17 protein-coding genes and 1 tRNA gene are annotated in these 25,056 nt (G+C 66.4%); 9 read left to right on the top strand and 9 right to left on the bottom strand.

The features are described from left to right. Positions 1–45: 45 nt before the first annotated feature. Positions 46–855 (top strand): GTP cyclohydrolase FolE2, encoded by an 810-nt coding sequence (gene folE2, locus JMF86_RS23165; RefSeq protein WP_011548148.1) that lies wholly within the window; start codon positions 46–48, stop codon positions 853–855. Positions 856–949: 94 nt separating this feature from the next. Here folE2 and tsaD read toward each other — a convergent pair whose 3' ends face one another. After that, positions 950–1,990 carry a tRNA (adenosine(37)-N6)-threonylcarbamoyltransferase complex transferase subunit TsaD gene (gene tsaD, locus JMF86_RS23160; protein ID WP_011548147.1) on the bottom strand — a complete coding sequence of 347 codons (1,041 nt, stop codon included), beginning with the start codon at positions 1,988–1,990 and terminating at the stop codon, positions 950–952. A 130-nt stretch (positions 1,991–2,120) separates the two neighbouring features. Between tsaD and JMF86_RS23155 the strand changes: the two genes are divergently transcribed. From JMF86_RS23155 to JMF86_RS23125, 7 genes are all read left to right on the top strand, one after another. Beyond that, positions 2,121–3,341 (top strand): NAD(P)/FAD-dependent oxidoreductase, encoded by a 1,221-nt coding sequence (locus JMF86_RS23155; protein ID WP_006479417.1) that lies wholly within the window; start codon positions 2,121–2,123, stop codon positions 3,339–3,341. 104 nt (positions 3,342–3,445) lie between these two features. Continuing rightward, positions 3,446–3,658 (top strand): 30S ribosomal protein S21, encoded by a 213-nt coding sequence (rpsU, locus tag JMF86_RS23150; RefSeq protein ID WP_006479415.1) that lies wholly within the window; start codon positions 3,446–3,448, stop codon positions 3,656–3,658. Between the two features lie 194 nt (positions 3,659–3,852). Further along, the gene (locus JMF86_RS23145; protein WP_006479409.1) at positions 3,853–4,299 is read left to right on the top strand and encodes a GatB/YqeY domain-containing protein; all 447 of its coding nucleotides are present in this window, start codon (positions 3,853–3,855) and stop codon (positions 4,297–4,299) included. Positions 4,300–4,370: 71 nt separating this feature from the next. Next, positions 4,371–6,248 carry a DNA primase gene (gene dnaG, locus JMF86_RS23140; RefSeq protein ID WP_011694686.1) on the top strand — a complete coding sequence of 626 codons (1,878 nt, stop codon included), beginning with the start codon at positions 4,371–4,373 and terminating at the stop codon, positions 6,246–6,248. Between the two features lie 88 nt (positions 6,249–6,336). After that, positions 6,337–8,754, top strand: a complete 2,418-nt coding sequence (gene rpoD, locus JMF86_RS23135; protein ID WP_011694687.1) for an RNA polymerase sigma factor RpoD — start codon at positions 6,337–6,339, stop codon at positions 8,752–8,754. Between the two features lie 137 nt (positions 8,755–8,891). Further along, positions 8,892–8,970: transfer RNA gene (locus tag JMF86_RS23130), tRNA-Ile, on the top strand. 257 nt (positions 8,971–9,227) lie between these two features. Continuing rightward, entirely contained in the window at positions 9,228–10,778 is a 1,551-nt protein-coding gene (locus JMF86_RS23125; RefSeq protein ID WP_011548144.1) for a phospholipase D family protein, read from the top strand. 7 nt (positions 10,779–10,785) lie between these two features. On the opposite strand, the gene JMF86_RS23120 is transcribed toward JMF86_RS23125, so the two are convergent. Then, positions 10,786–12,252: a PLP-dependent aminotransferase family protein gene (locus JMF86_RS23120; RefSeq protein WP_011548143.1), complete on the bottom strand. Its 1,467-nt coding sequence runs from the start codon at positions 12,250–12,252 to the stop codon at positions 10,786–10,788. A 234-nt stretch (positions 12,253–12,486) separates the two neighbouring features. On the opposite strand from JMF86_RS23120, the gene JMF86_RS23115 reads away from it, so the two are divergent. Continuing rightward, positions 12,487–13,137 (top strand): pyridoxamine 5'-phosphate oxidase family protein, encoded by a 651-nt coding sequence (locus JMF86_RS23115; RefSeq protein WP_011694689.1) that lies wholly within the window; start codon positions 12,487–12,489, stop codon positions 13,135–13,137. A gap of 69 nt (positions 13,138–13,206) precedes the next feature. Here JMF86_RS23115 and JMF86_RS23110 read toward each other — a convergent pair whose 3' ends face one another. The 7 genes from JMF86_RS23110 to JMF86_RS23080 form a co-directional block, all read right to left on the bottom strand. Beyond that, a complete protein-coding gene (locus tag JMF86_RS23110) occupies positions 13,207–14,889 on the bottom strand; it encodes a DUF3300 domain-containing protein (protein ID WP_011548141.1) in 1,683 nt (560 codons plus the stop codon). Positions 14,890–15,341: 452 nt separating this feature from the next. Next, on the bottom strand, positions 15,342–17,174 hold the full coding sequence (locus JMF86_RS23105) for a protease pro-enzyme activation domain-containing protein (RefSeq protein WP_011548140.1): 1,833 nt from the start codon (positions 17,172–17,174) through the stop codon (positions 15,342–15,344). Between the two features lie 630 nt (positions 17,175–17,804). Beyond that, positions 17,805–18,308: a histidine kinase gene (locus tag JMF86_RS23100; RefSeq protein WP_226292253.1), complete on the bottom strand. Its 504-nt coding sequence runs from the start codon at positions 18,306–18,308 to the stop codon at positions 17,805–17,807. A gap of 119 nt (positions 18,309–18,427) precedes the next feature. Then, entirely contained in the window at positions 18,428–19,120 is a 693-nt protein-coding gene (locus JMF86_RS23095; protein WP_011548138.1) for a response regulator, read from the bottom strand. Positions 19,121–19,221: 101 nt separating this feature from the next. Further along, positions 19,222–20,652 (bottom strand): efflux transporter outer membrane subunit, encoded by a 1,431-nt coding sequence (locus JMF86_RS23090; protein ID WP_011548137.1) that lies wholly within the window; start codon positions 20,650–20,652, stop codon positions 19,222–19,224. Positions 20,653–20,656: 4 nt separating this feature from the next. Then, on the bottom strand, positions 20,657–23,800 hold the full coding sequence (locus JMF86_RS23085; protein WP_011694690.1) for an efflux RND transporter permease subunit: 3,144 nt from the start codon (positions 23,798–23,800) through the stop codon (positions 20,657–20,659). Between the two features lie 20 nt (positions 23,801–23,820). Beyond that, positions 23,821–24,981, bottom strand: a complete 1,161-nt coding sequence (locus tag JMF86_RS23080) for an efflux RND transporter periplasmic adaptor subunit (RefSeq protein ID WP_011548135.1) — start codon at positions 24,979–24,981, stop codon at positions 23,821–23,823. Positions 24,982–25,056 lie beyond the last annotated feature (75 nt).

Here is a 25,056-nt window from a genome sequence, read left to right as displayed (position 1 = left end):
CGGCGTGCGCGTCGTCGAACGCGCGGCTTACAAGGATTGAACAAGATGAACCAGATGAATCCCGCCTTCGTGATGCCCGACGTGCAGAGCACGGTGGATACCCGTCAGATCCCGATTCAGCGCGTGGGCGTGAAGGCGGTCCGGCATCCGTTGACGGTGTGTACCGAAAGCGGCGACGTGCAACCGACCGTCGGTGTCTGGAATCTCGACGTCCGTCTGCCGGCCGATCAGAAGGGCACGCACATGTCGCGCTTCGTCGCGCTGCTCGAGGAGAACCGCGCGCCGCTGACGGTCGAGCGCTTCCGCGCGATGCTCGCGTCGATGCTCGTGAAGCTCGAAGCCGAGGCCGGCCGCATCGAAGTCACGTTCCCGTATTTCGTGAACAAGACCGCGCCGGTGTCCGGCGTGCAGAGCCTGCTCGACTATGAAGTGACGCTCGCCGGCGAAAGCCGCAACGGCGACACGCGCCTGTTCCTGAAGGTGCTCGTGCCGGTGACGAGCCTGTGCCCGTGCTCGAAGAAGATCTCGCAGTACGGCGCGCACAACCAGCGCTCGCACGTGACGATCGATGCCGAGCTGGCCGCCGATCTGCCGGTCGAGGCGCTGATCCGCATCGCGGAAGAAGAGGCGTCGTGCGAACTGTGGGGGCTGTTGAAGCGTCCGGACGAGAAGTTCGTCACCGAGCGCGCATACGAGAACCCGAAGTTCGTCGAGGATCTGGTGCGCGACGTCGCACAACGTCTTGATGCGGACGAGCGGGTGGTTGCTTACGTGCTCGAAGCCGAGAACTTCGAATCGATCCACAATCACAGCGCGTATGCGTTGATCGAACGCGACAAGCGGCAGGCTGCATAACGCCGCGACTGCGGCATTTTGTCCTGCCAATGAGAAAAGCCGCTCGAACGAGCGGCTTTTTCGTTTTCCGGCGGGCAGTGTCGTGCGGCGCGATTCAGCCCGCGAGCGACGCGAGATCCCAGCGCGGCTTCACCGTGAACGCGTAGTCGGCATTCGCCTGTTCCGGCCAGCGGCCGAGCCGCAGCGCGCCCGCGAGGGCGATCATCGCGCCGTTGTCGGTGCAGAGCGCGAGATCGGGGTAGTGCACGTCGAAGCCGCGCTTGGCCGCGGCCGCCGACAGTGCCGCGCGCAACTGGCGGTTCGCGCCGACGCCGCCCGCGACCACGAGGCGCTTGAGCTTCGTCTTCTTCAGCGCTGCGAGCGACTTCGCGACGAGTACGTCGACGGCCGCATCGACGAAGCCGCGTGCCAGGTCGGCCTTCGCGCGTTCGAGGGCTTCGCCGTCGAGCTTCGCCGCCTCGAATTTCTTCATCTGCGTAAGCACGGCCGTCTTCAGGCCGCTGAAGCTGAAGTCGAGATCGCCCGAATGCAGCATCGGGCGCGGCAGCACGACCGCGCCCGGCGTGCCCGTTTCGGCCAGCTTCGATACTTCGGGGCCGCCCGGGTAACCGAGGCCGATCAGTTTCGCCGTCTTGTCGAACGCTTCGCCGGCCGCGTCGTCGAGCGTTTCGCCGAGCGTCTCGTACACGCCGACGTCGGTCACGCGCATCAGTTGCGTGTGGCCGCCGGAAACCAGCAGCGCGACGAACGGGAACGGCGGCGGCTCGTCGACCAGCAACGGCGACAGCAGGTGGCCTTCGAGGTGATGGATGCCGACGGTCGGCTTGTTCCACGCGAGCGCGAGTGCATTCGCGATGCTCGCGCCGACCAGCAGCGCGCCGGCGAGGCCGGGGCCCTGCGTGAACGCGATCGCGTCGATGTCGTCGCGGCGCGTGCCGCTTTGCGCCATCACTTCCTCGAGCAGCGGCAGCGCGCGGCGGATATGGTCGCGCGATGCGAGCTCGGGTACGACGCCGCCGTAGTCGCGATGCATCGCGATCTGCGAATGGAGCGCGTGCGCGAGCAGGCCGCGCTGCGTGTCGTAGAGCGCGAGGCCGGTTTCGTCGCAGGAGCTTTCGATGCCGAGAACGAGCATGGGTGCGGGCGGGGCACGCCGTTTCGGGCGCGCCGCAGGTAGGTCAACGTAACCCGAAATTATAGCAGGCGGGGGCTCACGGCCCCTGCGGGCGGCCCGAGCCCGAGGCCGGGCGGGTACAATCCGCGCCATGGAAACTTATGACATCGCCGTGATCGGCGCGGGCGCCGCCGGCATGATGAGCGCCGCGGTCGCCGGCCAGCTCGGCCGCCGCGTCGTGCTGATCGATCACGCACCGCGGCTCGCCGAGAAAATCCGCATCTCGGGCGGCGGCCGCTGCAACTTCACGAACCTGTACGCCGGGCCCGACAACTACCTGTCGTCGAATCCGCATTTCGCGCGCTCGGCGCTCGCGCGCTATACGCCGCGCGACTTTCTCGGACTGCTCAAGCGCCATCACGTGACCTGGCACGAAAAGCACAAGGGCCAGCTCTTTTGCGACCACGGCAGCGACGCGATCATCGACGTGCTGAAGCACGAGTGCGACGCGGGCGGCATCGCGTGGCGCCGGCCCGTCGTCGTCGACGCGGTGCGCCATGCGCCGTCCGACGGCTTCACGCTCGACACGCAGCAGGCCGGCCCGATCGGGGCGCGCGCATTGATCGTCGCGACCGGCGGGCTGTCGATTCCGAAGATCGGTGCGACCGATTTCGGCTACCGGCTCGCGAAGCAGTTCGGCCACAAGCTCGTCGATACGCGGCCCGCGCTCGTGCCGCTGACGTTCGCGCCGCAGGACTGGGCGCCGTTCGCGCCGCTGTCCGGCGTATCGCTCGAGGTGCGCGTATCGACCGGCGACAAGAAGCGCGGCGGCGAATTCGTCGAGGACCTGCTGCTGACCCATCGCGGGCTGTCCGGTCCAGGCATCCTGCAGATCTCGAGCTACTGGCAGCCCGGCGACCCGATCCGCGTCGACCTGCTGCCGCAGCGCGACACGGTGGCCGATCTGCTCGACGCGAAACGCACGTCGAAGCGCCAGATCGGCTCACTGCTCGCCGACTGGGTGCCGTCGCGCCTCGCGCATGCGTGGCTCGACACGCATCGCGTCGCGGCCGACGCGCGGCTCGCGGATCTGCCCGACAAGACGCTGCGCCAGATCGGTGACGCGCTGTCCGGCTGGACGCTGACGCCGAACGGCACCGAAGGCTACAAGAAGGCCGAGGTGACGAAGGGCGGGGTCGATACGCGCGAGCTGTCGTCGGCGACGATGATGAGCGCGCGCGTGCCGGGGCTGTTCTTCGTCGGCGAGGCGGTGGACGTGACGGGCTGGCTCGGCGGCTACAACTTCCAGTGGGCATGGGCGTCCGGCACGGCGGCCGGGCAGGCCGCGGCCGAGTATGCGCGAGGCGCCTGACGCGCCGGCCGGCGCCGTTCCGGCGGGTTGGGGTCCGTGCCTTTGAACAATCGCTCTGCTATACTCAGTAATCTTTCCTTGCAAACCTTTATTCGTGTCGGATCATGACGATCATTCGCGTTAAAGAGAACGAGCCGTTCGAAGTTGCAATGCGTCGCTTCAAGCGCACGATCGAGAAGAACGGTCTGCTGACCGAGCTTCGTGCGCGCGAGTTTTACGAGAAGCCGACCGCAGAACGCAAGCGTAAGAAGGCCGCTGCGGTGAAGCGTCATTACAAGCGGATTCGCAGCCAGACGCTGCCGAAGAAGCTGTACTGAACGATTGGGCGCCGCGCGGTTCGCTGAGCGGCGCACCGGGGACTCCGTGCGATCGAATGCGATCGCGCAGCCGATCAGGCGGCGAGTCGCCGATGCCGGATTCGAGCAACCCGCTTGAGACACTGTCCCAAGCGGGTTTTTGTGTTGACGCCCATTCGCGGGCGTCGGATTCACGTTTCCATCCCGGGTGAAAGATGAGTTTGAAAGAGCAGATCAGCGAAGACATGAAGGCCGCGATGCGCGCGAAGGAAAGCGAGCGCCTGGCAACGATTCGCCTGCTGATGGCCGCGATCAAGCAGCGCGAAGTCGACGATCGGGTCACGCTCGACGACGCGGGCATCACGGCCGTGATCGACAAGATGATCAAGCAGCGCAAGGATTCGATCAGCCAGTTCCAGGCCGCCGGTCGCGACGATCTGGTCGCGAAGGAGCAAGCCGAGCTGACCGTGCTGGGCGGCTACATGCCCGCGCAACTGTCGGACGCCGAAGTGGCGGCCGAGGTGCAGGCGGCCGTCGCGCAAACCGGCGCGGCCGGCCCGCAGGACATGGGCAAGGTGATGGGCGTGCTGAAGGGCAAGCTCGCCGGCCGTGCCGACATGACGGCCGTTTCCGCGCAAGTCAAGGCCGCGCTCACGAAGTAAAAACCCGTTCCCGGCGCGCCCAGCGATGCGTGCGCCGGGCGTCGTATTGTCTTTTTTCGCTCGATCCCACGGTGATTCCGCATTCGTTCCTGCAGGATTTGCTGAACCGCGTCGATATCGTCGACGTGGTGGGCCGGTACGTGCAGCTCAAGAAGGGCGGCGCCAACTTCATGGGGCTGTGCCCGTTCCATAACGAGAAGAGCCCGTCGTTTACCGTGAGCCCGACCAAGCAGTTCTATCACTGCTTCGGTTGCGGCGCGCACGGCACCGCGATCGGCTTCCTGATGGAGCATGCGGGGCTCACGTTCCCCGAAGCCGTGCAGGAACTCGCGCAATCCGTCGGGCTGACCGTGCCGCACGAACCGTCGATGCGCGGCGGCGGTGGGGGCGGAGGCGGTGGCGGCGACTATCCGGCGCCCGTGTCGAAATCGGTGGCGACCGCGCTGTCCGATGCGATGACGGCGGCCTGCGACTACTACCGCAAGCAGTTGCGCGGCGCGACCGTCGCGATCCAGTACCTGAAGAACCGGGGCCTGACCGGCGAGATCGCCGCACGCTTCGGTCTTGGCTATGCGCCGGACGGCTGGCAGAACCTCGAGGCCGCGTTCCCGGACTATCGCGACGAGTCGCTCGTCGAGGCGGGGCTCGTGATCGTCAGCGAGAAAACCGACGCCCAGGGCGTCGCGCGCCGCTACGACCGGTTCCGCGAGCGGATCATGTTCCCGATCCGCAACGTGAAGGGGCAGGTGATCGGTTTCGGCGGCCGCGTGCTCGGCAGCGGCGAACCGAAGTACCTGAATTCGCCTGAAACGCCGTTGTTCAACAAGGGCAGCGAGCTGTACGGGCTGTTCGAGGCGCGGCTCGCGATTCGCGAGCGCAAGTACGTGCTGGTCGTCGAAGGCTACATGGACGTCGTCGCGCTCGCGCAGCTCGGGTTTCCGAACGCGGTCGCGACGCTCGGCACCGCATGCACGCCGATTCACGTGCAGAAGCTGCTGCGCCAGACCGACACGGTCATTTTCAGTTTCGACGGCGATTCGGCCGGGCGGCGCGCGGCCCGGCGCGCGCTCGAGGCCTGCCTGCCGCATGCGGGCGACAACCGCACGATCCGGTTCCTTTTTCTGCCGACCGAGCACGATCCGGACAGCTACGTGCGCGAATTCGGCGCGGAGGCGTTCTCCGAGCAGGTCGAACGCGCGATGCCGCTGTCGCAATTTCTGTTGAACGAAGCGATTGCCGGCAAGGCGCTCGATCAGCCGGAAGGCCGCGCGAAGGCGCTCTTCGATGCGAAGCCGCTGTTGCAGGCGCTGCCCGCGAACGCGTTGCGCGCGCAGATCATGCACATGTTCGCCGACCGTCTCGACATCCCGTTCGAAGAGGTCGCGGCGCTGTCGGACGTCGATACGCGCATCGCGACGCCGCCGCGCCAGGCGCCCGCGCGCAGCGAGCGGCGCCGCGTGACGGACAGCGAAAAGCGCGCGTTGCGTACGCTGGTGATGCATCCGCGCATCGCATCGCAGCTTGACGACGAACAGATTGCGACCCTGCGCGCGCTGCCGCGCATCGGCGAGCTGTTCGCGGAAGTCGTCGATCATGCGCGCGCGCTGGGCGACGGCGCGGAGTTCCGGCTGCTGTCGGATGTCCTCAGGACGTCCTCGAACGGGGCGACTTACGAGGAAATCTTCCGCGAAATTCTGGACTATGATGAAAACGTCCGCGATTTGCTGTTACAGAATCCGGAAGACGAGACGGTGCCCGAGCGGCAGCGTGAGCAGGAGAGGATCGCGGGGGAGGAGCTGCAGGCAGCGGTGCTCAAGATGCGCTATGACGCCTGCTGCGACCGGCTGGACAGGCTGGCGCGGCAATCCACCTTCACCCCCGAGGAACTGGCCGAATTGACGGAATTGAACCAGCAGCGAACCGACATGAAGCGTCGGCTCGGGCTGTAGGCGGCTGGGGCGCTTAGAGAGGGCTCCCCAGCGTGCTATAATATAAGGTTTCCAGCGGTTTGTTTTCCAAGCAGAGGCGAGAATCGCGATGGCAAAGACGACAGGCGGAAAGAAAGCAACAGGCAAGGGCTCGACGGAGCCGACCAAGAAGGTCACAGCGGCCAAGTCTGCTTCTTCCACCAGGACAACGTCTTCAGCCACGTCAGCCCCTGCAGGAAAGAAAACCGCGGCCGGCACTGCTCAGGCTGCGCCGGCGCCGGCAGCCAGAACACGGGCTGCCGCCAGACCCGACTCCGGGCCGGCCAAGCCGGCGGCGAAGCGGGCAAGTGCGAAAAGCGCAAGGGACACGACTGCCGACGCGGACGAAACGGCAGTACGTACTACTCATGCACCCACGGTTCAACCGGCTGTCGTCCAGCAGCCGCGAGTCGATATAGCCGGTACGGCGAACTCCATGACCAAAAAGCTGAACGAAGTATCCGTCGAAGACGACGCAAATCAGAGCGACGAGCAGCCCGCAGCCGCGGCTGCACCGGGCAAGTCCAAGGTGCGCGATCGTCGCGCCAAGGAAAAGGCGCTGCTGAAGGAAGCGTTCGCGACGAGCACGCCGGGCACGGCCGAGGAGCTCGAAGAGCGCCGCGTGAAACTGCGCGCGCTGATCAAGCTCGGCAAGGAGCGCGGCTTCCTCACGTACGCCGAAATCAACGACCACCTGCCGGACAACTTCACCGAGACGGAAGCCCTCGAGGGCATCATCGGCACGTTCAACGACATGGGCGTGGCGGTTTACGAGCAGGCGCCGGACGCGGAAACGCTGCTCCTGAACGACAACGCGCCCGCCGCGTCGTCGGACGATGAAGTCGAGGAGGAAGCGGAAGTCGCGCTGTCCACCGTCGATTCGGAATTCGGCCGCACGACCGATCCGGTCCGGATGTACATGCGCGAGATGGGCACGGTCGAGCTGCTCACGCGCGAAGGCGAAATCGAGATCGCGAAGCGGATCGAGGACGGCCTGCGCCACATGGTGATGGCCATCTCCGCGTGCCCGACGACGATCGCCGACATCCTCGCGATGGCCGAACGCGTCGCGAACGAAGAGATCCGCGTCGACGAGCTCGTCGACGGCCTGCTCGATCCGAATGCTTCGGACTCCGCCGATACGGACGGCTTCTCCGCGAAGGAAGCGGAAGCCATCGAGAACGAGGACGAGGAAGCCGAAGAGGAAGAGGAAGAAGAGGAAGAGGAGGAAGACGACGGTGCCGCGCAGGCATCGGCGAACGCCGCCCAGCTCGAAGCCCTCAAGCGCGCATCGCTCGAGAAGTTCTCGCAGATCAGCGAGTGGTTCGACAAGATGCGCCGCGCGTTCGAGAAGGAAGGCTACAAGTCGAAGGCCTACCTGAAGGCGCAGGAAACGATCCAGAGCGAACTGATGACGATCCGCTTCACCGCGCGTACCGTCGAACGCCTGTGCGACACGCTGCGCGCGCAGGTGGACGAAGTGCGTCAGGTCGAGCGTCAGATCCTGCACATCGTCGTCGACAAGTGCGGCATGCCGCGCTCGGAATTCATCGCGCGCTTCCCGGGCAGCGAGACGGATCTCGACTGGGCCGAGAAGATCACCGCGGAAGGCCATCCGTACAGCGCGGTGCTGTCGCGTAACGTCCCGGCGATCCGCGAACAGCAGCAGCGCCTGCTCGACCTGCAGGCGCGCGTCGTGCTGCCGCTGAAGGACCTGAAGGAAACCAACCGCCAGATGGCGGCCGGCGAACTGAAGGCGCGTCAGGCGAAGCGCGAAATGACCGAGGCCAACCTGCGTCTCGTGATCTCGATCGCGAAGAAGTACACGAACCGCGGCCTGCAGTTCCTCGACCTGATCCAGGAAGGCAACATCGGCCTGATGAAGGCGGTGGACAAGTTCGAATACCGTCGCGGCTACAAGTTCTCGACCTATGCGACGTGGTGGATCCGTCAGGCCATCACGCGTTCGATCGCCGACCAGGCGCGCACGATCCGTATTCCGGTTCACATGATCGAAACGATCAACAAGATGAACCGCATCTCGCGGCAGATCCTGCAGGAAACCGGTCTCGAGCCGGACCCGGCAACGCTCGCCGAGAAGATGGAGATGCCGGAAGACAAGATCCGCAAGATCATGAAGATCGCGAAGGAGCCGATCTCGATGGAAACGCCGATCGGTGACGACGACGATTCCCATCTCGGCGACTTCATCGAGGACACCAACACGGTCGCGCCGGCGGATGCCGCGCTGCATGCCAGCATGCGCGACGTCGTGAAGGACGTGCTCGATTCGCTGACGCCGCGCGAGGCGAAGGTGCTGCGGATGCGTTTCGGTATCGAGATGAGCACCGATCACACGCTCGAGGAAGTCGGCAAGCAGTTCGACGTCACGCGCGAGCGGATCCGTCAGATCGAGGCCAAGGCGCTGCGCAAGCTGCGTCACCCGAGCCGTTCCGACAAGCTGAAGTCGTTCCTCGAAGGGAACTGATTTCCAGCGTCTCTCTTACGAACGCCGCCGGTATCCGCATGATGCCGGTGGCGTTCGTTCCCTCTGTCGTCTTTGTTGTTACAATGCCGGCCCGGCTTCGTTGCCGGGGGGCGTGTAGCACGCTTTGCTTCTCGTCTGGGCCCCTAGCTCATGCTTGGTTAGAGCAGCGAACTCATAATTCGTTGGTGCCGGGTTCGACTCCCGGGGGGCCCACCAGATTTCATGCCGCGCCGCGCAGTATCGCGGCATGCCGAAAACCCGCGATCGCGTCATGCGTCGCGGGTTTTTCTTTGGGCGGCCGCGCGGTGCAATCAGGAAAACAACGAGGGGCTGCCGCGCCGATGGCAATCGAAGTATGCTGTGGCGCGGCCGGCCACGGCGCGATACGCGCGCACGTCAGGACCGCCGATCAATGCCGCCTCCATTCGGCGGCCAGAACAAACGGATTTCACCCGGGAGCGGGGACGGCGATCATGATCAGGCTGCGTTCGTGGGGTGCGATTCTGTCGTTGCTGATGCTTGCCGCGTGCGCGAGCCTGCCGCCGCAGGCCGACCGCGCGCCGACGCATGCATTCACCGATACCGACGATACGCGCCTCGGCGTGGCATTTCGCCAGCAGGCTGCCGCCCATCCGGGGCAGGACGCATTTCATTTGCTGACCGATCCGGTCGACGCACTGGACGCGCGCGTGCTGCTCGCCGACCGCGCCGAGCGTTCGCTGGACCTTCAGTACTACATCTGGCACGACGACCTGACCGGCCACGAACTGGCCGACGCCGTCATGCGTGCGGCCGACCGCGGCGTGCGCGTGCGCGCGCTGCTCGACGATCTCGGCACCAACGCCGACGACCGCAAGCTGCTCGAGATCAGCGCGCATCCGAACATCGAGATCCGGCTGTTCAATCCGGTGGCGTCGCGCCGGTTCAAGAAGCTCGGCACCCTGTTCGAGTTCTCGCGCGTCAACCGGCGCATGCACAACAAGGCGATGATCGCGGACAACCAGGCGGCGATCGTCGGCGGGCGCAATATCGGCGACGAATACTTCGGCGCATCGTCGATGCTGGAGTTTGGCGATCTCGATGTCGTCGTTCACGGGCCGGTCGTGAAAGACATCTCGACGGAATTCGATACGTTCTGGAATTCGCCGTACGCGTATCCGGTCGATACGCTGGTCGGGCACGATGCGGCGCCGGGCGGCCTCGAGCGCGAGCGAGAACGGTTGCGCGACTACCTGAGGGCCATGGAGGACAATCCGTACGTGCTCGAGGCCCGCCAGCGGCTCGACCGGATCGTCCACGGGCAGGGCACGGAGCTGTCGTGGGGGCATGCGACGGTGCTGTACGACGATCCGTCGAAGATCGCGCATCCGCCGAAGGACCGCGACGGCCACCTGATGCCGCAGTTGCGTGCGCTTGCGTTGCAGCCCCGGCACGACCTGCTGATCGTGTCGCCGTATTTCGTGCCCGGCAAGGAAGTGGTCGAGCGGCTGCGCGCGCTCACGGCGCGCGGCGTGCGCGTGACGGTGCTGACCAATTCGCTCGCATCGACCGATGTGGCGGCCGTGCATGCCGGCTACCGCCGCTATCGAAGCGATCTGGTGAATGCCGGCGTGCGGCTTTACGAGCGCCGGCCCTCGGGCGACAAGAGCATTTCGAAGCAGGTGATCATCGGCTCGTCGCGCGCATCGCTGCATGCGAAGACCTACGTATTCGATCACACGAGCATCTTCATCGGGTCGATGAATCTCGATCCGCGCTCGCTGAACCTCAATACGGAGATCGGCGTTTACTGCGAGAGCCCGGCGATTGCATCGCAGGTGGCCGACGATCTGGAGGCGCGGCTCGACCAGATCGCGTGGCGTGTCGAGGCGAGAACCGATCCGGCCGGCAGCGGGCGCCTCAAGTGGGTTCAGACGGATGCAGACGGGAAGGTCACCGAGATCGATCACGAACCGGAAGTGTCGGCGCCGCGGCGGATGGAAGTGTGGTTTCTCGGGCTGTTTCCGATCGAATCGCAACTGTGAGCGGCACTCAGTGCCGCGCGCGGCGGTGCTGCTCGATGACGTCGGCAAACTGCATCGCCGCTGTCTCGATCGTCGCATCGCTCAGCCCTGAATAGCCGAGCACGAAGCCGTTGTAGCGGCGGCCGTCGCCGATGCAATAGCTGCTCAGCGGTTGCAGCAGCAAGCCGCGGGCGGCGGCCGTGCGCGCGACGTCGGTATCGTGCAGCGGCGCCGCGAGATCCGCGGAAAGATGCATGCCGCCGGGGCTTTCCCGCACGCTCAGCGATGTGCCGAGATGGCGGGCGAGCGCCGCTTCGAGGCCGCCGCGCCGCTCGGCATAGAGCGCCCGCATCTTCCGCAGGTGCCGCGCAAACAGGCCGGTATCGATGAATTCTGCCATCGCCAACTGGTCGGCCGAGTGGCCGCGATGGACGAGTTCGCGCAGCGTGCGCGTGAAGCGGTCGACCAGCACCGGCGGCACCACCATGAAGCCGAGCCGCAGGGCCGGAAACATCGTCTTGCTGAACGTGCCGAGATAGCATACCGGTGCATCCGCATGCAGGCCCTGGATCGCGGGCAGCGGCTGGCCACCGTGACGGAACTCGCTGTCGTAGTCGTCCTCGATGATCCACGCGCCGCATGCACGGGCATGCTCGACGAGCGCCGCGCGGCGCCGCGGGCTCATCAGCGCGCCGAGCGGGTACTGGTGCGACGGTGTCGTATAGATCAGCCGGGGCGGGTGGGTGCGCCACTGCGCGTGGGTCGGCGCCATGCCCTCGCGATCGACCTCGATCGGCACGGGATTCAGGCCGGTCGACCGGAACGCGGTTCTCGCGCCGTTGTAGCAAGGGTTCTCGAGCCAGCCGTATTCCCCGGGATTCGCCAGCATGCGCGCGCAGAGTTCGAGGCTGCTCTGCGTGCCGTCGGTGATGAACACCTGGCCCGTGTCGCAGCGCACACCGCGCGACACGCGGATGTATGCGGCGACCGCGCGCCGCAGTTCGGGCAGCCCTTCGACCGGGCCGTACGCCAGCCGGGCGGGCGTGATGGTCTTCCATGCGCGCTCGATGCAACGACGCCACTGGGCAACCGGGAATTCGTCGAGGGACGGCAGGCCGGGAACGAACGGCAGCATGCGTTCGGGCTCGGGGTCGGCGTTCTCCAGCCCGTGCACGCGCGCCGACAAGTGAACTGGCGCGGGGCCGTCTTCCTTTGCGACGTTCGAGCGGTCGCATCCGTCCCATAGCGTGATCGTGCCGTTGCGCGTGGCCGCCACGAAGCCTTCCTCGGCAAGACGCTCGTACGCATAGACCGCGGAATTGCGCGCGATGCCCAGCTCGGCCGCGAGCACGCGCGTCGACGCGAGCCGCGTGCCGGGCGGGAGGTGCCCGTCCAGCAGCATGTTGCGCAGGCTCCGGTAGAGGGCTTCCTGCCGACTATGCGTTGTCGCGCCGTCCTGTCTGGCAAGCGACGAGATGAGCAGCGCGAGATCCATGGGCTGGTTCCAGAAATTTTCGTTATGCTGGTTCTTTCGAAGAGGCCGCGCGCATCGTATCGTTCACGTTCTCGCGGGGCAGGCCGGCAACGCGCATTTTCAGCGATCGGCGCGACTGGCGGGATGCGCGTATTTTGCTCGATTCGACGAGCGACTGTCGATGGGCGGGGTAGTCGCGCGCTCATGCACGGGTACGGCACGATGCCGATACCATTCATTTCGCAGTACAGATAGATGAACGAAAAGACCGATCTCTCTTCCACGCCGCGTACGACCATTCGCCGCCTGCCTGAACTGGCGAGCCACGATCGCACGATGCTCCACCGCATCGTGGACGAAGCGTATGTCTGTCACATCGCGTTCGGCGACGGGCAGAACACGCACTGCATTCCGACCGCGCACTGGAGAAGGGGCGACGCGCTCTATATCCACGGGTCGAACGGCAGCCGCATGGTCAAGGCATTGTCGGCCGGCGCGCAGGCTTGCGTTGCGATGACGCTGCTGGACGGCCTCGTGCTGGCGAGATCCGCCTTCAATCATTCGATGAATTATCGATCCGCGGTGATCTACGGGCAGTTCGACGTGATCGAAGGCAGCGCGGAAAAACTCGCCGCGCTGGATGCATTGATGGACAAGATCGCGCCGGGCCGCAAGCATGAAGCGCGGCCGGGCAATTCGAAGGAAATCAATGCGACCAGCGTGCTGCGGATTTCGATGGCGGAAGCGGCCGTGAAAATCAGCGATTCGCTGCCGTCCGACAAAGAGGAAGATCTCGGGCTGGCGGTGTGGGCCGGGATCCTGCCACTGAAGACGACACGCGGCGCGCCGGTCCATGCAGACGGCAACGTGGTGGTGCCGGACTACGTCCGGAACTGGGCCGATTGAAGGGCGCGGCGGCGCGTGGCGTGGCGGGCCGTAGCGCCCGCCTGGCCAAGATGTCGGCGTGTCGTGCTTTTACCCCGGCCGATGTTCGCGCGATTCGTGCGGCGGGTGCGACTCGGCCGGATGCGGCGCGTGCGCATGCTCGGGCGCTGCTTGCCGAGGCTGCGGTGCCGCGTGTTCGCGTGGCGGCGCTTCGGGGTGCGGCTGCATCTCCTTGCGTTGTTGCTGTTGTGCTGCCTCGCTCCGCTGCTGTTGCCGGGCCTCGTCACGTTGCTGCGCTTCCACGCGTTGCTGCTGTTGCGCTTCGTCGCGCTGCTGCGCCTGAGCGTGTTCCTGCTGTTGGGCGGCATTGCGTTGCTGCAGCGCTTCGCGCTGCTGGGCCGCGTCGTGTCGCTGCATTTCCGCGCGTTGTTGCTGCTGTTGCTGCGCCGCCGCGCGAGTCTCCTGCGCGGCATGTTCGCGCTGCATCGCCTGCTGCCGCGTGTCGTGCGTCGCACCGGGCGGATGCGGCACAGGCACCTCGGCATGCGGCGCATTCGCGCGATGCTGCGCGAATGCTTCGGGCGCGGGTCGTGCACCGGGGCGCGCGTCGTTTGCACCGAAATGCGGGATCGTCATCGGCGCGGCACCCGGGCGCTGCTCCAGGGCCTGGCCGCGCATCGGCTCCGCGCCCGGCCGGACCGTGTTGCGCTCGATCGTCGTGTTGTTGTTGGTGACGTTGCCGCCGTAGTTGTTCGTGATGCGTGTGTTGCGGATGTTCGTGATGTTGTTGATCACCGTGGTCGACTTCGTCACGTAGGTGGTGTGGTTGTACACCACGGCCGGACGCTGCCAGCCGCCGTGCCACGCCGGGCCTTCGGGGCGCGGTGCGCCCCAGTTCACGCCCCATGCGTGCCAGCCCCAGTCGTGATGCCCGAAGATCGCCGCGCCGACGGCGATGCCGATGCCAAACGTGATCACGCCGGCCGTGACGACTTCGCCGGTGCTGTAGACGGGTGGCCGATACACATAGCCTGGGTAGGACGAAACCGGCTCGCCGTAGACGACGGTCGGGTTGTACGACGGTACGTACACGACATCGGGCTGCGCGGGTTCGATCTCGATCGCCTGCTCGGGCGGCGGCACGATCGCCGGCCCGCTGTAGACCACCGGCGCGTCGGTGGCCGGCGTGTACCCCGCCGGCGCGGCTTGCGCGACTTGCGTGACCCGCATCTGGCCGCTCGAGCGCAGATGGCCGGATTTCTGCGCGCGCTGGCGCATCACCTGGATCGCATTCATCACGTCGGTCGGATCGTTGTAGTACGCCTGTCCGAGCGAGGTGGTCCAGGCCGGGTTCGACGCCATTTGCGACAGCACCGCGGGGAACGCGGTCAGCGCCTTGACGGACGGGTCCCACGGCTGCGCATCGGCGGCGCTCGCGAGCGCCTGGCCCTTCAACGACGGATTTTGCGTCACCCATGTATTGGCGGCCGCTATCTGGTCCGGATACGTTGCGCCCGCGAGCACCAATGCGACCAGCTTGTCGGGGAACAGCGCGATCGGCGCGACCATCTGATAGAGCTGGTCGGCACTCGGCGGCGTGTACGCGACGGGCGTCGACGCGGGCTGTGCCGCCGAGGCGGCGCTCGCATCGCTGGCCGGCGCGGCGGCGCTGCTTTCGTCGCGCTTGTTGCAGGCCGACAGGCCGAGCAGCGACACGATGACGGACGACGCGATCAGCGTCCTGACGGGGCGGTGTGCACGGGCATGGTTCATGTTGTTCGTTCGATGTGGTGACAGCGTTGGCAGGCACGCGGGCCGGGCGATCGGCTCGAACACCATGTCGCGACCGTCCGCGCAGGTTCCGGTGGCATCGGCCGGAGCGGGCGGCTGGATCGTGTTCGCATGGCGGTTGTCCCGCGACGAATCGATACCTTCAGTTAAACGCACGACATGCACGGAAGTTGTCGCGGTGTTGTGTAACAGTGTGTGTGCCTTGCAGTCCGTAAGCGAACAGGCGGGCGCGCGGTAACCGACGTGAAAGTTGTTTGCGCAACGATTGCAAGGTTGGGGGCAGGCGTGATGCTTGCTGCGCGAGGTGAGTGGGCACGGCATGCAAAAAACCCGCGAAGGTTGCGAGGCCTTCGCGGGTTTCTTCAACGCGGTTGAGTACGGCTGCGGCGCACGTGATGCGTTGCGCAACCGTACCCGGTTCGGTCAACGGCCCATCAGCGCGCGAAATCCGACGTGCTCTGGATGAACGTATTCAGCTTCGAGATGTTCACGCTGCCGAAGCCCGTCGTCGCATCCCAGCCGGCCTTCGCCTTGTAGCCGTAAGTGCCGCTGCCGTTGTTGCCGGACGTGACGTCGTGCAGCAGCGCCGCGTTGGTCGGGAAGTACTTGTAGATGCTCGACGCGGGGAACCCGAGCGCGTTGTTGTTGGCCGACTGCAGCCGCGCCCAGATGCCGGTGAAGATCGGCGCGGCGAGGCTCGTGCCGCCTTCGTTGTTCAGGTATCCCGAACCCCACAGCGTGTCCGACGTCTGGCCGTTCACGACGAGAATCGCACCCGTGCGCAGGTCGGCGTCGAAGCCGACGTCGGGCAGCGCGCGCTTGGTCGAGCCGGTGAGGGTCGACGATTGCCACGTCGGCGCGGCCTCGTACTTGCTGTACCCGCCGCCCGTCGACCACACGGTGCCCGGCTGCCAGCTCGGATCGTTCCAGACGATCTCGCTGTTGTACGCATTGGTCGACGTATTGGTGAACAGCGTCGTGCCGCCCACCGCGATCACGTACGGCGACGTGGCCGGCTCGCTCACCGTGTAGGTCGAGCGCGACGGCGTACCGCTCGCGCATTCGTACGCGCCGTGGTCGCCGGCGGAAACGGAGAAGGTTTGCCCTTGCGCGACCGCCTGCTTGAAGATGGTGTCGTCGGTTGCCTGCGAGCCGGTGCTGTTCGCGGACGATTCGCACACGCCGAGCGACACGTTGATCACCTTCGCGACGTTGTCGGTCACGGCCTTGTTGTACGCGGCCGTGATCGCGGTGAGCGTCATCGACGGCGCGACGTAGAACACGACCTGCTTCACGCTGCCGCCGGCCGCGCCGACGATCGACTGGCTGTCGAGGTTCCATTCGACGGTGCCGTCGGTGTCGGTGTACGAACTGCCGGCCGGGCCCGTCTTCACGATGCTGCTGCTGATCGTGCCGAGGCCGTTGTTCGCGGCGAACGTATTGAGGTCGCTCACCGTCTGCGACAGGTCGCCTTCGGAGATGATGCCGACCGTGGTCTGCGAGGCCGTGGGCGTGCCGTCGCCGCCGTAGATCGACGAGAACTCGGTCGGATTGTGCGGCACCGCCGACGCGCCGGCCGGGATCGTCAGGTTGCTGGTGTTGCCTTGCGGCTTGCTGCCCGCGCCCGTATGCACGAGCTCGACGTTCTGCAGGCCGAGCACCGAGCCGACGACGTTGCCGATCGCGTTCGGCACTTGCGCGGCGTCGGTGTTCGCATAGACGCTGCGGCCGTTGCGCGTGAAGCGCTTGAGGGTCGTGCGGAACGCGGACTGGACGGTGCCCGCGGTGCCGGACGCGGAGACCAGCAGCCGGTTCGGCGCGACCACGATATTCACGAAGCCGGCCTTGCGCAGGTGGGCGACGACGGAGGCGACCTGCTGGTCGGTCGGCGCATATTGCGCGGCGAATTGCGCCGGCGTGAGGAACTGCCGGTAGTGCGGCGAGCCGGGCGTATGCAGGTCGCGCAGGTACTGGTCGAGCTGGGCTTCGTTGCGCAGGTTCAGCCCGAGCACGATGTCCACCGATTCGCCGGGCGCCATGTCGATCGCGGAGGCGGCAGCGGCTGCCGTGCTCGCCGCGGGCGCGCCGGCCGTACCGGCTTCGTTCTGCTGCACGAGCGGCAGGAAGCCCTTGGTGTGCGTTTCCGTCCAGCCGGCCGCGGGCGCGGCATGGGCGGTCGCCATGCCGAACGTCGCGGCTGCTGCTGCGGCGAATGCGAGTTTGACGACGCGAATGTGCTTTTGATTCTTGTTTGCAACCTGATTCATTTGAATTACCCCTCCGGTTGAACAACGAACGGCACGAACAACAACGGTCGACAGCGGTGCGGGTCATGCACCGCCGCTTTCTGTCGCATGCGGGCGGATGGCACGGACGCGACAGGGCCTTTCGCCCGATCCGGAAAGCGGTTTTTCTCCGGAGGCGAAATACGGAAAACGCGGTAACGGGAAAGCTGCGCCGCAGGGCGGGGCAGTCGCGCCGGAGTCGGCGCGGGCGGGATTGCTAGAGCAACAGCTTCGTTGTCCTGCTCATTTGATTCGATCCTTCGGCCCGCTGCCGGATGGCAGCCGTCCATTGAAATGCATCGGGATACTGCACGCGCCGGCGGGCGAACGCATCATTCGGCGGCGCGTACTTCGGTGCAGCGGAAGCGAAAAAACGTGGAGCGGAATCGTTTGCGTGGCGGGCAATCCGTCGGATTGCTTGCATCGGACGGTATCAAGAACGAAAGCGCGGTGTCAAACTTTTTTTGATTATATGAAATAAAATTAAATCGGATAAACCGCAATGATTTTGAAAAGATCGGTGGCTTTTTGTAATGTTCGAAACCGGTAACGCAGGTAATACCGAAAGCGACTTCGCCGATCCTTTCCGATGCGTATTGAAACGGCTGTTCGTTATCGAGGAAATGTTCGAATCGCCGGCGCCTGTCGTTCGGTTACCTGAAGGTCTTCGACACACCGGAACAGCGCGTCGACATGCTGAAGCAGCGCGTCGCGCGAGGAAGCGTCCGCATCATCGGTGGCGAGCGCCTTGATGGCGTCGAGCCGCGTTTCGAGTTCGGCGAGGTGGGTGAGCGTGACGCGACTGCTGCTGGCGACGGTGGCCGTCGCATCGGAAGGATTCGTGGATTTCATCGAGTGAGTCATCGCATTGAAGTGGTCGATGAAGCGCGCGAGGTCGGCCGGGCAGCCGTCGCGGGAAACCGTGCGCGCCGACGGATCGCCGGCCACGATCCGGCCGGCGGTGTCCGCCATCGCGTCGAGCGTCGCGAGCATGCGGCGGAGCAGCCTGAACAGGTCGAACGCGGCGGCCAGCAGGCAGACGAACAGCGCCGTCGCCAGCACCAGGTAAGTGGACGCACTGCGGAGCATCGCGTCGGCGCTCGCGTCGTGCGGCAACGCGGCCGGCGCATGCAGTGCATGGACGACGAACGCAACGGTGCCGGCGAGCAACACGACGACGATCGCGGCGAGGCCGATCGTCTGCCCGATTTGCCGACCGGGCCTGACCGGCGGCGTCACTGCACGCCCCGCAGCCGGTAGCCGACGCCGCGCATCACTTCGGGCATGCCCGGTGCGCCGGCCTGTTCGAGTTTCTTGCGCAGCCGGCAGATGTGGCTGTCGACCGTGCGTTCCAGCGCGCTGACGTCGGCCATGCACGCGTCGAGCAATTCGCCGCGCGTGAACACGCGGCTCGGCGATCTCGCCATGTGCGCGAGCAGCCGGAACTCCGTCAGCGTCAGTGTGATCGGCACCTCGGTGCCCGCTGTGCGCACGCGGGCCAGATAGCTGTCGGTGTCGATCTCGAGGTCGCCGACGCGCAGCATGCGCAGGGTCGGCGGCGCGGCGGACCGGCGCAGGATCGCGCGCAACCGCGCGACGACCTCGGCCGGGTTGAACGGCTTGACGATGTAGTCGTCCGCGCCGGCGTGCAGTGCCTGCAGCCGGTCGAGATCGCGATCGAACGCGGTGAGGACGACGACGGGCGTGTTGTCGCGCCGTCGCAGTTCGGCGAGCACGTCCCAGCCGTTCTTCCGCGGCATTTTCACGTCGAGCAGGATCAGGTCGGGCTTCAGGTGCGGCTGCATGTCGAGCACCGCTTGCCCGTCGGCGACGCGGTAGGTGCGAAAGCCGTCGTGTTTCAGGTACGCATCGAGGATGTCCGAGATGTCGGGCTCGTCTTCTGCAATCAGTATCAGGGAATTCGTCATGGAGTGTGCCGTGCTGTGTCGAACAAGCGGGGCGGCTCGTTGCCGGGCCGGAGCGCACCGTTTCGCCACGCTGCCGCGCGGGACGGAACGGCGCCGTTCGTTCAGTTCTGCATCACGCGCTTCGACGGTGCGACGTCCTGGTCCGTCAGGCCGCCGCCGAGCGCCTTGTACAGCGCGACGGCATTGCCGAGCTCGCTGCGGCGCAGATCGAGCAGCGCCTGTCGTGCCGCATAGAGCTGCCGCTGCGAATCGAGCAGCTCCAGCCGCCCCTCGACACCCGCGCGATAACGCAGGTTCGACAGGTCGGCGCGGCGTTCGGCCGAGCCGACCACGCGCGTTTGGGCTTCGATCTGACGGCCGAAGGTTTCACGTCCGGCGATGCCGTCGGCCACTTCGCGGAACGCGGCCTGGATCGCGCGTTCGTACTCGGCGACCGCGCTGGACTTGCGCACTTCCGCGAGACGCAGCTCGGCACGCAGCCGCCCGCCCTGGAAGATCGGCACCGTGACCTGCGGCGCGAAGCTCCATGCGCGCTGGCCGCCGTCGAACAGGCTGCCCATCGCGGGGCTGAGGAAGCCGATCGACGACGTCAGCGACAGGCGCGGGAAGAACGCGGCGCGCGCGGCGCCGATGTCCGCATTCGCGGCGACGAGATTTTGTTCGGCCTGCTGGATATCCGGGCGACGGAACAGCAGTTCGGACGGCAAGCCGGCCGGCAGTTGCGTCATCACCGGTTGCTGCTGAAGCGGCAGCGGCTCGGGCAGATCCTTCGGCAGCTCGGTGCCGATCAGCAGGCGCAATGCATTGCGTGCCTGCTCGACGGCGCGCGTGCGCGCTTCGAGATCGGCCGTCGCGCTCGCGACCTGGCCTTCGGCCTGCGCGATGTCGACGCCGCTCGCCTGATGCGCTTCCTTCAGGCGGCGTGCGAGATCGAGCGACTGCTGCCAGTCGGCGAGCGTGCGTTCGGACAACTGGCGTTGCTCGTGCGCGAGGCGTTCCGCGAAGTACGCGTCCGCCACGCCGCCGACGAGCGAGATCTGCACCGCGCGGCGGCCGTGATCGGTCGCGAGGTAGCGCGCGAACGCCGCATCCGACATCGATTTCACGCGGCCGAACAGGTCGATCTCGAACGCGCTGATGCCGACGTTGACGCCGTACTGGTTCTGCGTCGCGCCGAACAGCGGCGGATTCGACTGCGTGTCGTCCGACGTACGCTGACGCGTGAAGCTCGCGCCGGCGCCGATCGACGGCAGGCGCGCGGCACGCTGGATGCCGTACTGCGCTTCGGCGGCCTCGACGTTCAGCGCGGCCACGCGCAGGTCGCGGTTGTGCTCGAGCGCGAGCTCGATCAGGCGTTGCAGGCGGCGGTCGCCGAACATCGTGCGCCAGCCGAGGTCGGCGGCGTTCGCGTCGGGATTGGCGGCAGCGGCGGCGGTGTAGGCCGTCGGCACCGGCATCGACGGTTTGACCAGCGTGGGCGCCAGCGAGCAGGCCGACAGCGCGAGGACGAGGGGAAGAATAAGCAATCGCATGGCATCAACCTTCCTGTTCGTGAGTCGGGGAAGCCGGCTGCTTGCGGGAAGCCCGCCATGCGCCGATACGCTCCTGGATACTCATCACGAACACAAAGAAAACAGGGACGAAGAAAATGGCCAGCACCGTGGCGGTCACCATGCCGCCGAACACGCCAGTGCCGATCGCGTGCTGCGTTTCGGCGCTGGCGCCGGTCGCGATCATCAGCGGCACGACGCCGAGGCCGAACGCGAGCGAGGTCATCAGGATCGGGCGCAGGCGCAGCTTCGACGCCTGCACGGCCGCTTCGATCAAGCCCTTGCCTTCCTCGCGCAACTGCTTCGCGAACTCGACGATCAGGATCGCGTTCTTCGCGGACAGGCCGATCACGGTGATCATCCCGACCTTGAAGAACACGTCGTTCGGCATCCCGCGCAACAGCACCGCACCGATCGCGCCGATCAGGCCGAGCGGCACCACGAGCATCACCGACAGCGGGATCGACCAGCTTTCGTACAGCGCGGCGAGCACCAGGAACACGACGATCATCGACAGCACCATCAGCATCGGCGCCTGCGACGCCGACTGGCGTTCCTGTAGCGACTGGCCGGTCCACTCGACCGCGAAGCCCGGCGGCAGTTGCGCGGCGAGCCGTTCCATCTCGGCCATCGCCGCGCCGCTCGACTGGCCGGGCGCCGCGTTGCCGGCGATACGCGCGGACGGATAGCCCTTGAAGCGCACCATCTGCAGCGGCGTGTCGGTCCACACGGGGCGCACCACCTCGGACAGCGGCACCATGCCGCCGGCCGCGTTGCGCACGTACAGCTTCATCACGTTGTCGATCTGCATGCGTGCCGGCGCGTCGGCCTGGATGATCACCTGCTGCATGCGGCCTGCGTTCGGGAAGTCGTTCACGTAGGTCGAACCCATCGCGGTCGACAGCGTGTCGCTGAGCGTCGTGAACGACACGCCGAGCGCCTGCGCCTTCGCGCGATCGATCTCGAGGCGGATGCTGGTGCCGGCCGGCAGGCTGTCGGGGTACACGCCGGTCACGACCTTGCTTTGCGCGGCGAGTTCGAGCAGCTTGACTTCCGCTGCCTTGAGCGCCGCCGCGCCCTGGTTGGCGCGGTCTTCCAGACGCATCGAGAAGCCCGAGCTGTTGCCGAGTTCGTCGATCGCCGGCGGCAGCAGGCTCATCACCGTGCCTTCGGTCACGCCGGCCATCGCCTGCTGCGCGAGCATGCCTTCCTCGATCGTCGACGCGCCGCCACGGTTTTTCCAGTCCTTCATCACCGACCAGTTGATCGCCGCGTTCGAGCCCTGGCCCGAGAAGCCGTAGCCGATCACGGAAATGCTCGACTGGATTGCCGGACGCGAAGCAAGATGCTTCTCCAGCGTCTTGACCACGTCGTGCGTACGCTCGGCGGTAGCGTCGGCGGGCAACAGAAAGCTGGTGATGAAGTAGCCCTGGTCTTCGTCCGGCAGGAACGACGACGGCAGGCTGCGGAAACCGAGCACCAGTGCACCCGAAATCGCGACGAACACCAGCATCACGCGGCCCGTGCGACCGACGAGGCGGCCGACGCGCGTCTCGTACCATTTCGTCAGGCGATCGAAGCGGCGGTTGAACCAGCCGAAGAAGCCGCGCTTCTCGTGATGACCCGCTGCGATCGGCTTGAGCATCGTCGCGCACAGGGCCGGCGTGAGCGTCAGCGCGAGCAGCGCGGAGAACAGGATCGACACGGCCATCGACAGCGTGAACTGCTTGTAGATCACGCCGACCGAGCCGCTCGCCATCGCCATCGGCAGGAACACCGCGGTCAGCACCAGCGTGACGCCGATGATCGCGCCGGTGATCTCCTTCATCGCCTTCGACGTCGCGTCCTTCGGCGACAGTCCTTCCTCGGCCATCAGGCGTTCGACGTTCTCGACGACGACGATCGCATCGTCGACGATGATGCCGATCGCGAGCACCATGCCGAACATCGTCAGCACGTTGATCGAGAAGCCGGTCAGCAGCATCACCGTGAACGTGCCGAGCATCGCGACCGGCGCGACGATGGCCGGGATCAGCGTATAGCGCACGTTCTGCAGGAACAGGTACATCACGAGGAACACGAGCACCATCGCCTCGAGCAGCGTGTGCAGCACTTTCTCGATCGAGATCTTCACGAACGGCGACGTGTCGAGCGGGATCGAGTAGCTCATGCCCGACGGCATCGACTTGCTCAGTTCGGCCATGCGGGCGCGGATCGCGTCCGCGGTCTTCACCGCGTTGGCACCCGGCGCGAGTTGCACGCCGGCGAGGGTGGCCGGCTTGTTGTTCTCGCGGCTCACGAACGTGTAGTTCTGCGAGCCGAGTTCGACGCGGGCGACGTCGCCGAGCACGACCTTCGAGCCGTCCGCATTCGCGCGCAGCACGACCTTCGCGAACGCTTCCGGTGTGGTGAGCTGACCTTGCGCGGTGAGCGGCACGGTCACGCGCTGGCCCGGCAGCGCGGGCAGCGCACCGAGGCTGCCCGGTGCGATCTGCACGTTCTGCTGCCCGATCGCGGTCGTCAGGTCGCTCATCGACAGGCCGAAATTGATCAGCTTCTGCGGATCGACCCAGATGCGCATCGCGCGCTCCGAACCGAACTGCAGCACACGGCCGACGCCGTCGATGCGCCGCAGTTCCTCGGAGACGCTGCGCGCCATGTAGTCGGCGAGCGCGCCTTCGTCGAAGCGGCCGTTGTCGGAGCGCAGGCTGACGATCATCAGGAACCCTGACGACGCGGATTCGACGATTAGTCCGTTCTGACGCACGGCGGCGGGCAGGCGCGGCTCGACCGACTTGATCTTGTTCTGCACGTCGACCTGCGCCATCTCCGGATTAGTGCCGGGCTTGAACGTCACGGTGATCTGTGCCTGGCCCGAGGTATCGGCCGACGATTCGAAGTACAGCAGGTTCTTGACGCCGGATAATTCGCGCTCGATGAGGCTCAGCACGCCGTCGTTCATCGTCTGCGGCGTGGCGCCCGGGTAGCTCGCGGTGATCGTGACAGACGGCGGCGCGACCGACGGGTAGCGCGCGACCGGCAGTTGCGGGATCGCGATCAGCCCCGTCAGGATGATGAAGAGCGCGATCACCCACGCAAACACCGGGCGTCGGATAAAGAATTCAGCCATGGCTGGAGGCTCCTCGTGACTCAGTGCGCGGACGCGGTGGCGACCGCGTCAGGCGACTTCCAGTCGGTTGCGGCAGCCGGTGCGCCGTCGGTCAGGCGCTCCATGCCTTCGACGACGATCTTCTGACCGGCCTGCAGGCCCGATTTGATCCGATAGCTGCGGTTCGTCAGTTCGCCGACCTCGACCGCTTTCAGACGAGCGGTACCTTTCGCGTCGAGCACCCACACCTGCGGCTTGCCGCCGGCGCGCACGATGGCCTGTTGCGGCACCATCACGGCGTTGGCGTAGTGCGCGCGCGGAATCCGGGCACGCACGTACATGCCCGGCAGCAACTGGCGTTTCGGGTTGTCGACCAGCACGCGCAGCAGCACGTCGCCGGTGCCCGGATCGACGTTGACGCCCGAGAACAGCATGCGGCCGCGCACGTCGTAACGCGTGTCGTCGTCGCGCAGCACGTCGACCGGCAGGCCGTTGCCGTCCGACGCTTGCGGCTGCGACGCGAGCGCGTCGCGCAGCGCCTCGAGCGAGGCGGCCGGTTGCCGCACGTCCACGTAGACCTGGTCGATCTGCTGGATGCGCGCCATCGGCTGGCTGTCGCTGCTCGACACCAGCGCGCCTTCGGTCACGAGCGCCTGGTCGATGCGGCCGGCGATCGGCGCTTCCACGGTCGCGAACTTCAGGTCGAGCTGGCGGCGCGCGAGCGTCGCGCGGGCCTGCGCGACGTCGGCCGCGGCCTGGTCGCGTTGCGATACGGCGTCGTCGTACACCTGGCGGCTGATCGCGTCGGCCTCGACGAGCGGCTTGAAGCGCGCCGTCTGCACCTTCGCGCGCTCGAGCGCGGCCTGCGCACGCTGCAGCGAGGCGGCAGCCGTGTCCATCTCCGCCTTGAACGGCGCCGGATTGATCTGGAACAGCGGCTGGCCGGCGCGCACTTCGGTGCCTTGTTCGAACAGCCGGCGTTGCACGATGCCGCTCACCTGCGGCCGGATCTCGGCCACCCGCACGGCCGCGACGCGGCCCGGCAGGTCTTCGGTCACGTCGACGCGCGTGGCGGCCACCGTCATGGCCGCGACCGGGGTGGCCGGGGCGGCGGCCTGCTGCTCGGACGGTCCGCACCCCGCCAGCATTGCCGCCACCAGCGCGCATACGGCACCGTGGCAGCATCGTTTCTGATTCTTCATAGCGACTCCAGGAAGCGCAGGCAGCCCACTGCCTGCTTTGACGGGGCGGAGTGTGCTTGGATTAGTTGGGGGCTT

Source organism: Burkholderia sp. E168m15 (assembly GCF_016586105.1).
Taxonomy (GTDB): domain Bacteria; phylum Pseudomonadota; class Gammaproteobacteria; order Burkholderiales; family Burkholderiaceae; genus Burkholderia; species Burkholderia orbicola.
Note: the sequence above shows the minus strand (reverse complement) of the source record. Positions and strands in the feature narration are given on the sequence as shown.

Coding starts and splice junctions, on each gene's coding strand:
- JMF86_RS23115 (WP_011694689.1), top strand. CDS start 12,487: ATGAACGAAAAGACCGATCTCTCTTCCACGCCGCGTACGACCATTCGC.
- JMF86_RS23110 (WP_011548141.1), bottom strand. CDS start 14,889: ATGAACCATGCCCGTGCACACCGCCCCGTCAGGACGCTGATCGCGTCG.
- JMF86_RS23085 (WP_011694690.1), bottom strand. CDS start 23,800: ATGGCTGAATTCTTTATCCGACGCCCGGTGTTTGCGTGGGTGATCGCG.
- JMF86_RS23080 (WP_011548135.1), bottom strand. CDS start 24,981: ATGAAGAATCAGAAACGATGCTGCCACGGTGCCGTATGCGCGCTGGTG.
- JMF86_RS23090 (WP_011548137.1), bottom strand. CDS start 20,652: ATGCGATTGCTTATTCTTCCCCTCGTCCTCGCGCTGTCGGCCTGCTCG.
- JMF86_RS23145 (WP_006479409.1), top strand. CDS start 3,853: ATGAGTTTGAAAGAGCAGATCAGCGAAGACATGAAGGCCGCGATGCGC.
- JMF86_RS23105 (WP_011548140.1), bottom strand. CDS start 17,174: ATGAATCAGGTTGCAAACAAGAATCAAAAGCACATTCGCGTCGTCAAA.
- tsaD (WP_011548147.1), bottom strand. CDS start 1,990: ATGCTCGTTCTCGGCATCGAAAGCTCCTGCGACGAAACCGGCCTCGCG.
- JMF86_RS23125 (WP_011548144.1), top strand. CDS start 9,228: ATGATCAGGCTGCGTTCGTGGGGTGCGATTCTGTCGTTGCTGATGCTT.
- JMF86_RS23120 (WP_011548143.1), bottom strand. CDS start 12,252: ATGGATCTCGCGCTGCTCATCTCGTCGCTTGCCAGACAGGACGGCGCG.
- folE2 (WP_011548148.1), top strand. CDS start 46: ATGAACCAGATGAATCCCGCCTTCGTGATGCCCGACGTGCAGAGCACG.
- rpoD (WP_011694687.1), top strand. CDS start 6,337: ATGGCAAAGACGACAGGCGGAAAGAAAGCAACAGGCAAGGGCTCGACG.
- rpsU (WP_006479415.1), top strand. CDS start 3,446: ATGACGATCATTCGCGTTAAAGAGAACGAGCCGTTCGAAGTTGCAATG.
- JMF86_RS23155 (WP_006479417.1), top strand. CDS start 2,121: ATGGAAACTTATGACATCGCCGTGATCGGCGCGGGCGCCGCCGGCATG.
- JMF86_RS23095 (WP_011548138.1), bottom strand. CDS start 19,120: ATGACGAATTCCCTGATACTGATTGCAGAAGACGAGCCCGACATCTCG.